Annotated in this window: 14 protein-coding genes; 4 read left to right on the top strand and 10 right to left on the bottom strand. The window is 60.5% G+C overall.

The window, feature by feature from the left end:
* Nucleotide 1 precedes the first annotated feature (1 nt).
* Together gcvPA and gcvPB are read left to right on the top strand one after the other, a co-directional pair.
* Nucleotides 2–1,360, top strand: coding sequence for an aminomethyl-transferring glycine dehydrogenase subunit GcvPA (gene gcvPA, locus LUA85_RS08965; RefSeq protein WP_231468905.1), 1,359 nt, complete (start codon nucleotides 2–4; stop codon nucleotides 1,358–1,360).
* Nucleotides 1,357–2,913, top strand: a complete 1,557-nt coding sequence (gene gcvPB / locus LUA85_RS08960) for an aminomethyl-transferring glycine dehydrogenase subunit GcvPB (RefSeq protein ID WP_231468903.1) — start codon at nucleotides 1,357–1,359, stop codon at nucleotides 2,911–2,913. The genes gcvPA and gcvPB overlap by 4 nt, the downstream gene beginning before the upstream one ends.
* A 62-nt stretch (nucleotides 2,914–2,975) precedes the next feature.
* Here gcvPB and LUA85_RS21600 read toward each other — a convergent pair whose 3' ends face one another.
* Nucleotides 2,976–3,107 carry a hypothetical protein gene (locus LUA85_RS21600; RefSeq protein ID WP_256448240.1) on the bottom strand — a complete coding sequence of 44 codons (132 nt, stop codon included), beginning with the start codon at nucleotides 3,105–3,107 and terminating at the stop codon, nucleotides 2,976–2,978.
* Between the two features lie 91 nt (nucleotides 3,108–3,198).
* Complete coding sequence (locus LUA85_RS08955; protein WP_231468901.1) at nucleotides 3,199–4,113, bottom strand: DMT family transporter; 915 nt, start codon at nucleotides 4,111–4,113, stop codon at nucleotides 3,199–3,201.
* A 60-nt stretch (nucleotides 4,114–4,173) separates the two neighbouring features.
* On the opposite strand from LUA85_RS08955, the gene LUA85_RS08950 reads away from it, so the two are divergent.
* A complete protein-coding gene (locus tag LUA85_RS08950) occupies nucleotides 4,174–4,392 on the top strand; it encodes a hypothetical protein (protein ID WP_231468899.1) in 219 nt (72 codons plus the stop codon).
* Here LUA85_RS08950 and LUA85_RS08945 read toward each other — a convergent pair.
* The 4 genes from LUA85_RS08945 to LUA85_RS08930 all read right to left on the bottom strand — a co-directional run bounded on the left by LUA85_RS08945 (nucleotide 4,389) and on the right by LUA85_RS08930 (nucleotide 9,329).
* A complete protein-coding gene (locus LUA85_RS08945; RefSeq protein WP_231468897.1) occupies nucleotides 4,389–5,927 on the bottom strand; it encodes a CpaF family protein in 1,539 nt (512 codons plus the stop codon). The genes LUA85_RS08950 and LUA85_RS08945 overlap by 4 nt on opposite strands.
* A gap of 123 nt (nucleotides 5,928–6,050) precedes the next feature.
* Nucleotides 6,051–7,445: a 50S ribosomal protein L11 methyltransferase gene (locus tag LUA85_RS08940; RefSeq protein WP_231468895.1), complete on the bottom strand. Its 1,395-nt coding sequence runs from the start codon at nucleotides 7,443–7,445 to the stop codon at nucleotides 6,051–6,053.
* Nucleotides 7,442–7,651 carry a hypothetical protein gene (locus LUA85_RS08935; RefSeq protein WP_231468893.1) on the bottom strand — a complete coding sequence of 70 codons (210 nt, stop codon included), beginning with the start codon at nucleotides 7,649–7,651 and terminating at the stop codon, nucleotides 7,442–7,444. Before LUA85_RS08935 ends, LUA85_RS08940 begins: the two co-directional genes overlap by 4 nt.
* Nucleotides 7,652–7,709: 58 nt before the next feature.
* Nucleotides 7,710–9,329, bottom strand: coding sequence for a hypothetical protein (locus LUA85_RS08930; protein ID WP_231468892.1), 1,620 nt, complete (start codon nucleotides 9,327–9,329; stop codon nucleotides 7,710–7,712).
* A 306-nt stretch (nucleotides 9,330–9,635) separates the two neighbouring features.
* Between LUA85_RS08930 and LUA85_RS08925 the strand changes: the two genes are divergently transcribed.
* The gene (locus LUA85_RS08925) at nucleotides 9,636–10,538 is read left to right on the top strand and encodes a DMT family transporter (protein WP_231468890.1); all 903 of its coding nucleotides are present in this window, start codon (nucleotides 9,636–9,638) and stop codon (nucleotides 10,536–10,538) included.
* A 29-nt stretch (nucleotides 10,539–10,567) separates the two neighbouring features.
* Here the strand turns inward: LUA85_RS08925 and LUA85_RS08920 are convergent, their stop codons facing one another.
* The 4 genes from LUA85_RS08920 to LUA85_RS08905 are packed head-to-tail and all read right to left on the bottom strand — an operon-like array spanning nucleotide 10,568 to nucleotide 14,653.
* A complete protein-coding gene (locus LUA85_RS08920; protein ID WP_231468888.1) occupies nucleotides 10,568–11,410 on the bottom strand; it encodes an HAD-IIA family hydrolase in 843 nt (280 codons plus the stop codon).
* Nucleotides 11,407–12,879, bottom strand: coding sequence for a biotin carboxyl carrier protein (locus tag LUA85_RS08915; protein ID WP_231468887.1), 1,473 nt, complete (start codon nucleotides 12,877–12,879; stop codon nucleotides 11,407–11,409). Before LUA85_RS08915 ends, LUA85_RS08920 begins: the two co-directional genes overlap by 4 nt.
* Nucleotides 12,876–14,210: an acetyl/propionyl/methylcrotonyl-CoA carboxylase subunit alpha gene (locus LUA85_RS08910; RefSeq protein WP_231468885.1), complete on the bottom strand. Its 1,335-nt coding sequence runs from the start codon at nucleotides 14,208–14,210 to the stop codon at nucleotides 12,876–12,878. The genes LUA85_RS08915 and LUA85_RS08910 overlap by 4 nt, the downstream gene beginning before the upstream one ends.
* Nucleotides 14,207–14,653 (bottom strand): biotin/lipoyl-containing protein, encoded by a 447-nt coding sequence (locus tag LUA85_RS08905; RefSeq protein WP_231468883.1) that lies wholly within the window; start codon nucleotides 14,651–14,653, stop codon nucleotides 14,207–14,209. Before LUA85_RS08905 ends, LUA85_RS08910 begins: the two co-directional genes overlap by 4 nt.
* Between the last annotated feature and the right edge of the window lie 6 nt (nucleotides 14,654–14,659).

Below are 14,659 nucleotides of genomic sequence, written 5' to 3'. Positions count from 1 at the left end.
GATGCGCTATCTTCCCCTGACGGACGCTGACCGGAGCGCGATGCTCTCGGTCGTTGGCGCGGGTTCTGTCGACGAACTGTTTGCCGATGTGCCCGAACATGCGCGCCTTACGGCGCCAATTGCGGGCCTGCCCGACCACGCCAGCGAAATGGCGGTCGAACGCCACATGGCGCGACTTTCGGCCAAAAACACCACTGCCGGATCGGTGCCATTCTTTCTGGGCGCAGGCGCATACCGCCATCACATTCCGGCGACTGTGGATCACATGATCCAGCGCGGAGAATTCCTGACAGCCTATACGCCTTATCAGCCTGAAATTGCGCAAGGCACGTTGCAGGTGCTGTTCGAATTCCAGACGCAGGTTGCGCGCCTGTTCGGTACGGACGTTGCCAATGCCTCGCTCTACGATGGTTCAACCGCATGCTGGGAAGCCATCGCGATGGCGGCGCGGATCACCCGGCGAAGCAATGCGATCGTGTCGGGCGGACTGCATCCGCACTATGTCGAAACCGCCCGCACCATGGCAAAGTTCACCGGTGACCGGCTTGATACATCCGCGCCAGACCTTGTGGCCGAACCCGACGATCAGGCACTGATTGCGAAGATCGATGGGCAAACCTCATGTGTCGTGGTGCAATACCCCGATGTGCTGGGGCGTATTCCCGATCTTGCATCGATTGCTGCCGCAGCGCAGGCCAAGGGTGCCTTGCTGATCGCCGTGGTGACCGAACCGGTCGCATTGGGCCTGCTGGAAAGCCCCGGCAGTCTTGGCGCGGATATCGTGGTGGGCGAGGGGCAGTCGCTCGGCGTCGGCCTGCAATTTGGCGGGCCTTACCTTGGCCTGTTCGGTTGCCGCGAAAAGTTTGTGCGGCAGATGCCTGGCAGGTTGTGCGGGGAAACGGTGGACGCCGATGGCAAGCGCGGCTTCGTGCTTACATTGTCCACGCGTGAACAGCACATCCGGCGTGAAAAGGCGACGAGCAACATCTGCACCAATTCCGGGCTGTGTGCACTGGCGTTTTCGATCCACATGACCTTGCTGGGCGGGACCGGGCTTTCGAACATGGCCAGGCTCAGCCACATGCGCGCGCGGCAGGCAGTGGAGCAGCTTTCTCAGGTTCCGGGCGTTGAAGTGATCAACACGCACTATTTCAACGAGTTTACGGTGAAGCTGGCCAGGGACGCGCGGCAGGTCGTGCGTGATCTTGCGGAAGCCGATGTGCTGGGCGGGGTCTCGCTGGGGCGGCTCTATCCGCAGGTGGATGCGCTTTCACGCGGGCTGCTGATCGCTACCACGGAATGCACGACACAGGATGATATCGCAGCGCTGGCAACGGCGCTTGGGGAGGTGCTGGCATGAACGAACTCAATCCTTCGGGCTGGCGTCCGGCGATGGGCGAAGCCTCGTCAGGCGGCACCATCGAAACCTTTACCAGCAATCGCGCGCTACAACTGGAAGAAGCGCTGCTGTTCGAAATCGGATCGTCCGGTCGCTCCGGCGTGGATTTCGATGACGTGGCAGACTTCGATCTTTCGGCACTCGGCCCCAATCTGCGCAAGGACGTACCGAATCTTCCGGGCCTGTCAGAGCCGGAAACCGTGCGCCATTACACGCGCCTTTCGCGCCAGAACTACGCGATCGACCTGGGCGTTTTCCCGCTCGGTTCATGCACGATGAAGCACAACCCGCGCCTTGATGAAAAGGTGGCGCGGATGCCGGGTTTTGCTGATGTCCATCCGTTGCAGCCGGTCCAGACCGTGCAGGGGGCGCTGTCGGTGATCAACGAACTCGCGTTCTGGCTGATCGAATTGACCGGCATGCACGGCGTTGCCATGACGCCAAAAGCCGGTGCTCATGGAGAATTGTGCGGGTTGCTGTGCATTCGCGCCGCGCTGGAGGCCAAGGGCGATCCGCGCGACGTGATCCTCGTGCCTGAAAGCGCGCATGGCACCAATCCTGCCACCGCCGCTTTCGCTGGTTTCCGCGTGGAAAACATCCCCGCCACGCCCGACGGCCGCGTCGATACCGCCGCGCTCATCGGGCGGCTCGGTCCCGATGTTGCAGGCGTGATGATCACCAACCCCAACACCTGCGGGCTGTTCGAGCGCGATCTCAAGGTGATTGCCGATGCGGTTCATGCCGCTGGCGGATACGTCTATTGCGATGGGGCGAATTTCAACGCCATCGTCGGCCGGGTTCGTCCGGGCGATCTTGGCGTCGATGCCATGCATATCAACCTGCACAAAACCTTCTCCACACCGCACGGCGGCGGCGGTCCGGGTTCCGGTCCGGTCGTCCTTTCCGAAGCACTCAGCCCGTTCGGTCCGCTGCCATTCACCGCACGGCAGGCCGATGGCTCGATCAAGCTTATAGAAGAGGAGGATGCCCATCTCGAACACCCGCAGGCATTCGGGCGGATGTGCGCGTTCCACGGCCAGATGGGCATGTTTACCCGTGCGCTGGCCTATATCCTCAGCCACGGCGCCGACGGATTGCGGCAGGTGTCGGGCGACGCCGTACTGAACGCAAACTATGTGCTGCGCAGTCTCGACGATGTTCTGGAAGCGCCGTTCGGAGCCGCGGGACCGTGCATGCACGAAGCGCTGTTCAGCGATAACGGTTTTGCCGAGGGCTTCTCGACGCTCGATCTGGCCAAGGGTCTGATCGACGAAGGCTATCATCCGATGACGGTCTATTTCCCGCTGGTCGTCCACGGGGCGATGCTGGTGGAACCGACCGAGACCGAGAGCAAGGCCGGGCTGGATCAGTTCATCGGTGCCATGCGCTCGCTGGCGGGGCGGGCAAGAGCAGGGGATGAATTGCTGAAAAGCGCCCCGCATCTCGCTCCGCGACGCCGCCTGGACGAGACGCTGGCCGCGCGGAAACCGAAGCTGGTCTACAAGGACGCATGACATGAAAATGGCCACCGTGGAAACGCCGCGGTGGCCATTTCTGCTGCTGATTGGCAGGCGGCTTAATTGATGGCTTCTTCGGTACTGTTGGCGGCGGATTCAAGATCCTGGCCCGCACCCTTGACGGTGTTGCAGGCCGTGGCACCCAGCAGGAGGCCGCCCATCATCGTGGCCATTACGAACTTGCGGATCATGGTTTTCACCTTTCGAAACATGCGTTGAAGCGCGGACGGCGCTTCACGGACTGGACGATGGTGAGAACGCTGCGATGTCCAAGCGGTTCCGTCAGGCTGCCGGGGCGGTATTCGGGGCGGCAGCGTGGGCTTTTGCCAGGGCATGTTCGCGCCATACGATAAGCAGGCTTGCACCGATGATGATCGGCGCGCCAACCCAGGTCGAAGCTGGCGGCAGGTGATCGAATACCAGCCAGCCCAGCAGCGTGGCCCAGGCGAGCTGGATATAATCTACCACGATCACGCTGGACACACTGCCATAGCGCAGCGACGCAGTCATCGCGATCTGCGCAACAAGGCCAGTCAGGCCGATCCCGCCCAGCATCAGCCACCCCGTCATGTCATGGCTGGCGCCGGTTCGAAACAGGAACAGGCCCAGCAGCGGGGCGCTGAGGGCAGAGAAATAGAACACGACCGTCAACGGCTCTTCGGTTCGTCCAAGATCACGGACCTGGACGGTCACAAGCGCCACCATGAACGCAGCGCCGATGCCCACGGCCACGCCAAACATGGGCAAGCTTGCTCCGCCCGGTCCTGCGATCACCAGCACACCCATCAGTCCGGCAAGGACGGCAGACCATCGCCAAACCCCCACACGCTCTTTCAGCAGCAGGACCGAAAGGATAACCGCAAACATCGGCGCGGTGAATCCCAGCACTGTTGCCTCGGCCAGCGGCAACACGCGCACCACGCCAAGGGTGAGGAACATGCCCGTTCCGCCGATCAGCGCGCGCCGCGCGTGAACCCATGGTCGTTTCGTTTTCAGCCTGTGCAATTGTCCACGCGCCAGCAGCCACCCGAATATTGCCAGTGCCGGCAGCAATTGCCGCCAGAACAGTGTTTCGGGCAAGGCGATGCCGCGTTCGCCGGTCAGCTTGACCAGCAGCAGCATCAACGCGAACATGACGGTGGCTGACAGGCGCAACGCAAGCGCAAACATCGGACGATCATGCGAAGGCGGGGCCATGGGCGAGGCCATAGGCTAAGCCCTCTTGCGATCAAGCGCTTACTTGCCCATGGGCGCAAAATGGACATCTGGTTCGTGCACGAATGGGAATTTCACGCCGCCATCGGTGCCATCGCGCTGATCGTGGCGCTGGCAGCCTCATGGGCAGAACGCCGCCGTTTGCGCCGCACCAATCTTGATGCGGTGGGCTTCATGCCATGGACGACGGTTTATCTGATCGCGTTCCTTGCTGCGATCGTGTTGCTCGGCCTTGCTATGCGTGAATGGTTCGCAGGTTAGAGACAGGCTTCGAGATAGGCTTGATCGAAGCCGAACTGACGCGCCTTTTCAAGCGTATAGGGGCGCAGGCCGGACGAGCGGAACTCGCCGATGATCTTGCCGTCATCGGTTTCGTCCAGATACTCGAACTTGAACAGTTCCTGCGTGACGATCACGTCGCCTTCCATGCCGATCACTTCGGTCACGTTGGTTGTGCGGCGCGAACCGTCGCGCAGGCGCTTGACCTGGACGATGAGATCCACCGATTCCGCGATCTGGCGCGAGATCGCTTCCTTGGGGATCTTGATATCGCCCATAAGGATCATGTTTTCCATACGGCCAAGGCATTCGCGCGGACTGTTGGCGTGGAGCGTACACATCGATCCATCGTGGCCGGTGTTCATCGCGGCAAGCAGATCGAAGCACTCCGCACCGCGAATTTCGCCCAGGATGATGCGGTCAGGACGCATACGCAGCGCGTTCTTCACAAGATCGCCGATGGTGATTGCGCCCTGGCCTTCCAGGTTCGGCGGGCGGGTTTCCAGCGGCAACCAGTGCGGCTGTTGCAGGCGAAGTTCGGCAGCGTCTTCGATGGTCAGCACACGTTCGCCCGGATCGATCATCTTCGACAAGGCGTTGAGCATCGTCGTCTTGCCCGAACCCGTACCGCCGGAGATGACCACGTTCATCCGGCAAGCACCGGCGATCTTCAGGCAGGTGGCCATCTTGTCCGACATCGAGCCGAAATCGCGCAGCATGTCGATCGTGATCGGCTTTTCGGAAAACTTACGAATGGAAATCGCGGTGCCGCGCAGGCTGAGCGGCGGCACAATCACGTTGACGCGGCTGCCGTCCTTGAGGCGGGCGTCGGCGAGCGGCGTGGTCTGGTCGACGCGGCGGCCGACCTGGTTGACGATGCGCTGGGCGATCTGGAACAGATGACTTTCATCGCGGAAGCGGATCGGGGCGAGCACGAGCTTGCCCTTCTTTTCGATGTAGGTCTGCTCCGGTCCGTTGACCATGATGTCCGAGATGTCGGGATCGTTGAGCAGCTCTTCCAGCGGCCCGAAACCGAGCAGCTCATCGATCAGCACCTTTTCCAGCGCGAACTGTTCGCGGCGGTTGAGGGTAACCTTGAGTTCTGCGAGCACCTCAAGGATGATCGGCCGGAATTCTTCGGACAGTTCGTCCTTGGTCAGCGTGGCGGCCGCTTCGGGGTCGACCCGCTCCAGCAGGCGCGGCAGCACCTGCTCCTTGATCTTGTGCACCGAAGCCTCGAAGCCCTCGGCCTGATAATTGCCCTCGTTCACGCCATTGGCGCGATCGGCAAGCCGGGTCAGCGCATCGGCCTTCAGCGATGCAGCATTGACCGGCGCATCTGCCGGGTCGAGCGCAGGCAGCGGCGGAAATTGCTCTCCCCCCATCGGCATGGGAAGCGGCGCATTGTTTGAGGCGGCCGCTTGTTCGCCAGACTTCATGGGGCGGGCAATGCCGAACTGCGCTCTTGCAGCGCCAAGCGCGCTTCCCGCCCCATTGCGTCGACCAAATGCGCTCATCTCGCGTCTTTCCCTCTAACTTCGGCCGCTGCCTAGGCGCACCGTCGCGGCCGCCGGTCGTCCAGCATGATCAATAGCTGGCAAACATTGAAAAATGACTAAGTTGGCCGAATGCTGCAAGCATCAGCCCCGATCATACCAGAACAGCGTACGGGTCGGCAGAACATCGACTTGCTTGACGATGCGCGCCCTCTTGCCGAGAATTTGCGCGAAATTGTCCTTGTCGTAATGCGGGAAAATATCATCGCGTTGCGCCAGTAGGGTCTGAACCATCGGATCAGCCTTGTGCGGAAATTCGATAACCCCTGCCGGTGCATGTGAAACGAGCCAGTCCGTCGCCATATCCAGTGGTACATTGCGTCCGATCGCAATGTGATGGATGACTGCCAGCGCCAGCAATGCTTCTGGTGCAGCGCGGCCTGAAAAACCCATGCGTTCGGCCTGACCCCAACCTTGCGATGGGCTAGGGTTGGCAGCATCAAGCCACAAGGGCAGGAATTTCAAGTTCTTTTCGTGCGAGCGGCGATATGCAATTTCCAGGGCACCCTGATCAAAATCGAAACCGATGACCGATTTTGCCCCAGCTTCCAACGCGGCGATCGAATAGTCACCACTGTTACAGCCGATATCATAAAGCAGTTCGGGCTGAACTGCCGCAACCATTTCCCGCACAAAACGATGCTTGGTTTCCATTTCGGGGGTCGAATAGCTGGTGTTCTCGGCATAATCGCCCCAAACGGTACGATGCGACGGCACTTCCAACTTCGCGATGTGGGAACGCAAGCCATGCAGCATGCCTTCAAAGCTCATGCGCGGAAGCTTTGCGGTGCGATAGCGGGCAGAACCTGTGGTCGTCTTGACCGACCGCTTCTGCATAGCGGCTTGCGCAATGACGTGAGTCAGCACGGTCAGGTTGAGCCGTTTGCGCAGAGGGATCAGCTTTGCCAGATCTTCAGGCGCAATACCTTCAAGTGATCCACGGAACCACTGGCTGGGCTGCAAATCGAGAATGGACCACATCAGCAGCGGATTCAAAAACTGCATGCAGAACTGGCGGTGTCCGGCCCAGATCTCGCCCTCCTGATACGGACGGATTGAGAGGTGATCGATGAACACGGGGCGTACGCCGTCGAACTGGACGTTATAGGCTGTGGCGTCGCTGAGCGTGAAACCGTCCTTTAGCAGCGACAAGTGCAACTCAAGGTGCGCCAGCGCCGCCGCCTTGTGCAAGCTAAAACTCCATTCATAGGGGTATGAGATGAACGGAATGCGGGGATGCGCAAGCAGATACTTCGCCGCGTCAAGACCATAAGCCGTAGCCTGCTCGGTCACGTCGGCAAAGTCGACCAGTGTGCCAGCATCGGCAAGTCGGCGCAGGACGCCAGACTGGCTGACAGCGGCGAAGTTTTCCGCTGCCGTGTCCGTCACGGTGCGCAGGATCGCCTCCCCGGCGCGGAAAACGCGCCCGCCTGGGTCGCGAAATGATCCGCCTTCAACAATGGCTGCGGCTGTGCTCATTTTTCACCGTTTGCGTTGCCGCGCACGAAGAATGACTTGATGCGATGCAGTGAAGTGCGGAACATCAGCGTACCACCCGCGATTGCGCCGATCACAGCCTGCACGATGATGCTGCCGGTGGCAGGATCAAGATAGGCATGGGCGGGAGCTGCCACCGAGAGCATAGCCAATGTGCCCACCACCGAAATCGCGGTTTTTGCAATCATCGTTACTTCTCCTGTAAATTGGATATCGGGTACGGACTGAAGATGTAAACAAACCTTCCTAATTCTTGGTAAATTTCTGCGTAAACTCGGGCAGGGCAATCCGTTGTCTCGGTATCCAGTTTCCGTCCATCAGATATACCTCCGCAGAATGGGAAACAGGACGCGGAGCAGAGGAAAATCCTGCCACAGCGAACGCACCGAAAAGTTCATCGAGCGCATAGCGACCCTGGACTGACGCAGATGGTTCACCCGGAATGCGCATGGCGAAAAACGCTGAATGCGTCATTGTCATCGCACGAAGGCTTGGCCGGGTTCCGTCTGCAAGCGGTACATGGTCGACTGTGCGCGAACCGTGGTCACCCTGAATAAGTACGATAGCGGCGCGACCCGCTTCGGTTTTGTCGAGTTCAGCGATCAGGCGGCGCAATGCGCCATTGGTCATGCAGCGGGTCTGCCGGGCATAGGCGGCATCCCGTTTGGCAAAGTCTGCAGGGCCATGTTCGTCAATCCACTGACGTTCGGAAAGGAGCCTGCAACGGTCATCCATAATATAGGGATCATGTGGCAGCAGCAGATGGGCAAAGCGCACTTCACCACGCTTGAGGCTGGCAAGTTCGCGGGTGAAGGCATCAAGTTGCTGGAAGCCTGTCAGAGAGTAGAGCTTGGTCCGGTTGAACAGCTTGCGCTCATGCGAGCCGCGCAACTTTGCGATCTGGGTGTCGACCGTGGCAGTGATGATCGCCGCGAAGTTTGAAAGTTCCAGCATGGTCAGGCCGATCACTTTGGCCCGCTCCGTTGCCGACAGATCCGAACTTGCCATCGAAGACAGGTCTGAACTGTTATAGTTGTTGCAGGCCGTCAGGGGCTGGTTGACGCACAGGTCTACAAATGATGGTGTGCTAACCGTCGTACGATACCCTTTGCGATCAAGATCGAGAAAATAATCGAGTGGAGGCGCAACTGTGAACTGCACGTTGCGCGGCTGCGTTGCGTGCGGGCCTTTGCCGTAGGACAGGAACTCTGGCAATGAATTGACCGTTTTGCCGTGACGGCTGTAGGCCTGCGGATAAATCTGGAAACCGCGTGACAGATAGAATTGTTCCTGCTCGGCGCGCAGGTTCCCAAAGTTGCCTTCGGATGAGTTCATCCCTTCAAGGCCCATATAAGAGTCAAGCACCAGGTGAACGATCGGAGTCAATCGGTTGTCTGCCATTTTCGGATCTTGCAGCCGTTTGGCTTCATTCGACTGGGCTGGTGGTTTACCGTAACCAATTAACAACGCGACCGACTGGAACAACATCACTGAACCAAACGCTGCAATGATGAGTTTAAGGACATTGCGCGGTTGAAACCACGCAGATGCAGCAATGCATAAAATAATGGTGAAAAATACATTTGTGCTAATATCTGTGGAAAGATCAGTAATTATGGCGCCGAAAATTCCTGTAATAGCGAACGAAATTCGCGGCTGGGCTGCACGGTAAATTCCCGCTGCGATTGCTGCAATTGCGAGAAGTATCACAGAAATTATCAAAACTTCTGCACGGAAAATCGGATATTTATTGAAGTTCAAGAGGTTCAAGAGGCTTGCCAGAAAGCCAATACCAAAGGCCGCAAAGGCCAGACTTGCCAGTGACCATTCACGCTTGTGTGGATCATCCAGATTTATCGTTGTCACAGCAGTCGTCGCATCCTGAATTTCGAGTGAGCGTTAGCGGTGCTGGCCCAATACTGCGCCAATCATATCGGGCGCGAACGGAAGGCCCATTTGAGCCGCTTCGTTCAGGCAAGGGATCTGGATGATAAGCTTGGTCATTACGCCCCCGTCGGTGCCGCTACTGCCACCTCGATCAGGGTTTGTAGGCAGTTGTGGTTAACTCGAAGTAAAGGCTTGCACTTTGGTCTGGAGCATAACCTTGTCGGATCGTAGAGAAGGGTCGTAGCCTCGCGCCATGCGTTCACCGCAATTTTCAGGAACTCCGCCTTGCAGGATAATCACAGGTCTGCCCTTGCGTTCGCGTTGTTCGGGTTCGCGCTGCTTTCGGTGGGCGATGCCATGGTCAAGAGCATGGCGGGAATGTGGCCTGGTACGGGGATTGCCGCGCTGCGATATCTGCTGGGAACGATAGGGCTGGGTATCGTGCTGTTCGTGCGCGAGGGGCGGCCAGGCTTTGCCTTTCCCAGGTTTCGCTGGCACGTTTTGCGCGGGTTTGGCGTGGCGGTGTCGGCCGTGTCATTCTTCAGTGCGGTGCAGTTGATGCCGATTGGCGAAGCGACGGCAATTTCCTTCACCAGTCCGATGATTACCGCGCTTCTGGCGGCGGCTGTATTGTCCGAACCTTTGCGCCGCGAAACGTGGATCGCGAGTGCGATTGCGTTCACAGGTGTGCTGATTATACTAAGGCCGAATTTCGGAGTGCTGGGTTGGGCGGCGCTGCTACCGATGATTTCTGCCTGCGGCATGGCATTCCTGATGATCGCCAACCGCAAGGTGGCCGGGACCGGAAGCGCGCTGGCGATGCAGTTCAATGTTGCGCTTATCGGAACGATTTTCCTGATGGCAGCGACATTGGCCGGACATTTCAGCGGCTTGCCGTTTTTTGCCGTTACCGCGCCCAGCCCGATCGTGGTGGCGAAATGCGCGTTCATGGCGGTGAGCGCAACCGTGGCGCACGCAGCGCTCTACCTTGCGGCAACGCGCGCGGATGCAGCGACAATTGCGCCGATGACATATGTGCAACTGATCATGGCCGGCATGTTTGGATGGGTGTTGTTCGGCGAACGCCCGGATGCCGTGGCGATGCTGGGGGCAAGCGTGATCGTGGCTGCGGGGCTATACCTGTGGCGCAGCGGAAAGGCACCGTCCGGCCCGGTAATGACCGACTGATGTGCTTCGAACAAAAGGGATGTTGGGGGCTAGAGGGTATGTAGCAGCGGGCCAAGGTGGGGCAGCAACGCCGAAGGGCGGTCTTTCTCAGGCAGTTGCGCAACAGGCGCCATGACGCCTGTTGCCAGGCCCAGCGAATGGGCGCCCACTGCGTTCGCCATGCGCATTTCGAGTGCGGGATCATCACCAACCACCACGACATCTTTGGTGGCGGAACGCGGCAATCCCATCACCAGCATGGCGGTTTCAAACGCGATCCGCGATGGCTTGCCAAGAATCCGGGGCCGCTTGCCGGTCATCGCGGTGAGCATGGCATTGATTGGGAAGCTGGCCCCGATCGCGCGGCCATTTTCGGTGGCGAAGAAAGGGACGTTGCTGGCAGTGACCAGCTTTGCGCCGTGCCAAAGCGAATGGCATCCGGCTTCGAGGGACTGGAAATCAAACTCGCGGAACCATCCGGTATAGACCGCCTGGACCCCTTCGGCCTGCTCCGAGGGGCCGACAACTTCAAGACCGGCGTCGATCAGCGGGCTGGCGCATCCGGGATTGCCGAGGACGCGGACCTTGGTGTGCCCGGTTTTGCCGAGCCAGATCGCAGCAGACGACGAAGGCGTGAGCATCTGCCTGTCTTCCAGCGGGAGGCCTGCGTTGCGCAGTGATTGCGCATAAGCGGTTGGCGGCTTGGCGGTGCCGTTGGTGAATACGACGTAAGGGGTGCCGCTGGCCTTCAGCGCTTCGAGCACGGCAATGGCATGGGGAAGCGCGCGGTGGCCCCCGCTTCTGGCATCGCCCAGCGCAATCGTGCCGTCCATGTCAAAGATATAGCCTGCCGCATCGCGAAGTCGGGCCTTGAGGTCTGCGGAAATATTCAAAGCGAAGCTCCGGCGTGAAGGGCCATGCGGAAAGCGCCGCGCTCCACCACGATGTCACGCGCTTGCGGCCGGGCGGCGAGCTGGCGCAGCAACGAAATGATCGGCGCGGCCTCCGGCGTGTAAGTCGCGCGTGACCGGCCTGCACCGAGCATGGCATCGACCTGATCGCCCGGCATGACGGCCCGCAGCAGAAATTCCTCGTCCGGCAAATGGGTGCCGAACTGGCGGCGCAAATCTGAAAGGGCGGGAAACATCGGTTCGCTTTCCAGCTCGCGCGAACGGGGACGGTCCATGATCGTGGCGAGCACAGAAGGATCGACCGGCGAAGTCGGCTTGCCGAATTTGCCCATGCAATAGCGGATCACCTGATCGGAAACCTGGGCGTAACGCTGATCCCCGATCACGTTGAACAGCGCTTGGGTCATGACCATCTGCGGGAATGGCGTGACCATGATCGGGAAGCCAAGATCGGCGCGGACCTGGCCGGTTTCCGCGATCACCGCGCTCATCCGGTCAGACAGGCCCAGTTCTTCCAGCTGGCGCGCGATGGTCGTCATGACGCCACCGGCGATCTGGTGGCGCAGGAAGCTGGCGTCGAAATTCTGCGGTCGGCCGGGGGGCAGGCCTTCGGCGGCAGCAACCTTGTTCCAGTAGGCGGTGAGACGGGCGAGCGCCGCCTTGTCTATCCCGACGGCAAATCCTGCCTCTTCAAGATTGGCGACCATGCGGTTGGCTTCGGGAAGTGACGATCCGTCACCTCCCGGACCGATGCCGACGTGAATGGCAGAGATGCCGAGTTCTGCCGCTTCGAGGCTGGAGAGCATGCCCTGACCGACGGTTGTATGCGCGTGGATCTCCAAGGCCTTGTTGCCGATCACCGCCTTGATCGCCGGGACCAGCGTGCGGACGCGATCGACACTGAGCAGGCCTGCCGGATCCTTGATGTAGTAGAGGTCGATATTGCCGCTTTGGCTGACGGCGCGGGCGAAATCGGCGTAGAATTGATCGGTATGTATTTCGGACAGGGTGAAGGTTAGCGCACACATGACTTCCGCGTTGCCTTCCTGCTTCACCAGCCTGGCGGCTTCGATCACGGCCGGCACTTCATGCATCGGATCGAGCAGGACGAAGCGGCCGATGCCATTGGCCTGCAGCGCGCGATAGACGAGCCGCATGAATTCGGGATCGGCCTGCTGCCATGCAATGAAACGCAGGCCGGTGGTGATGAATTGCAGCGGTGTTGAGGGCATGGCGGCGTGCATCCGCCGCATGCGTTCCCAAGGATTGTTTCGGAAATAGCGCACGGCCACGGCCATATGGCTGGAAGAACTGAAATCTATCGCGCGGAAACCGCAGGCCTCGGTCAATGCGGCGGCCTGAAGCATGTGCGCGGTATTCAGGCCGGTTGCACCCCACAGGCTCTGGTTGCCATCGCGCATGGTGACATCGACAAGTCTGATTTCGGTCATTGGGCAAGCCCTGCGAGGAAGCCGGTATTGACACCGCCCGCGATGAAGCGGGGGTCGATGGCAATGCGGCGATGGAGCGATGCCGTGGTGGGCAGGCCTTCGATGTGAAGGTTACCAAGTGCGCGGGTGAGGCGATCGACCGCTTCGGTGCGGGTTGCGCCGTGGACGATCAGCTTGCCCATCAGTGAATCGTAGAATGGCGGGACTTCGCCGCCGTTCGCGATATGGGTATCGACGCGCACACCTTCGCCCGCAGGCCATGCTGCGCGGGTTGCGCGACCGGGTGAGGGCCGGAAATCCGCTTCAGGGTCTTCGGCGTTGATGCGCACTTCGATGGCGTGGCCGACCGGACGGATCATGGCCTGGGTAAGGGCGAGCGGCCTGCCAGCGGCGACCAGCAGTTGCTGTTCCACCAGATCGACGCCGGTGATTGCTTCTGTCACCGGGTGCTCCACCTGGATGCGAGCGTTGAGCTCGAGGAAGAAGAACGAGAAATCATCGGCATCGACAAGGAATTCAGCCGTGCCTGCGCCGCGATAGCGCAAGTGGCGCGCGAGGCGCACCGCTGCGTCTTCGATGGCGGCACGTGCGGTTTCGGGCATGGCGGGGGCGGGCGCTTCTTCGACCAGCTTCTGAAAGCGGCGCTGGATCGAGCAATCGCGTGTGCCGAGATGAATGGCGCTGGCGCCGTCACCAAGCAATTGCACTTCGACATGGCGGCCGCGCGCGACGAACCGTTCGACATAGACCGCTGCATTGCCGAATGCGGCCTGTGCTTCGGCTTGCGCCATATCCAGCGCGGAATCGAGATCTTCTGCGCGATCAACCCGGCGCATGCCCTTGCCGCCGCCCCCCGCCACGGCCTTGAGCAACAGGGGATAGCCGGTTTGCGCAGCGCGGGTATGGACATCGGCGCGGGTGGCGGCTTCGCCACCGGGGAGAACCGGCAGTCCCGCTTCAACGGCGAGCGCGCGGGCGGCGAGCTTGTCGCCCATGCCTTCAAGCGTGGCGATTTCAGGCCCGACAAATCGCATTCCCGCGGTCAGGACGGCGCGGGCGAACGCGGCGTTTTCCGACAGGAAGCCGTAGCCGGGGTGGATGGCATCGCATCCTGCGGCCATCGCTGCCGCGACAACGCGATCGAAGGCAAGATAGCTTTGCGACGATGGGGCCGGACCGACGATGGCGACATGATCGGCCTGCTGCGCGGGCAACGAGGCCGCGTCTGCTTCCGACGCGCCGAGCACGGTTTCAATCCCCATGCGGCGGGCGGTGCGGATGATGCGCAACGCGATTTCGCCGCGATTGGCGATAAACAGACGGCGGATCATGCGAGACGCACCAGAGCCTGCCCCTTGGCGACAAGCGTACCATCGGGAACGATCATTTCCACAACCGTACCGCTGCGTCCGGCGTGGACAGGGTTCATCAGCTTCATCGTTTCGACGATGCCGATGACGGTTTCCGGGCCGACTTCGTCGCCGGGCTGGATGAAGGCCGGAGCGCCGGGCTGGGGGGCGTGATAGAACGTGCCGGGCAGGGGCGAGCAGATGGCATCGGAATGGCTTTCCGTCGTGACGGCGGCGGTCGTGGCTTCGACCGCTGCGCCTGCCCACTGCCATTCCTGTGTCAGGCCGCCTTCCGCACTGTCGTCTCTGGCCACGCGCAAACGGAAGCGGCGGGTTGCCAGATCGATTTCGCGGTATCCCGATTTTTCGAGGATGGCCGCAATTTCGGCCACGTCTTCATGAGTCAGGGGGAGTTCGTCGGACATTGTCAG

The sequence above is a fragment of the Novosphingobium sp. CECT 9465 genome (assembly GCF_920987055.1).
Taxonomy (GTDB): Bacteria; Pseudomonadota; Alphaproteobacteria; order Sphingomonadales; family Sphingomonadaceae; genus Novosphingobium.
The sequence above is the reverse complement of the archived record's forward strand: the minus strand, read 5'-3'. Positions and strand labels throughout refer to the sequence as shown.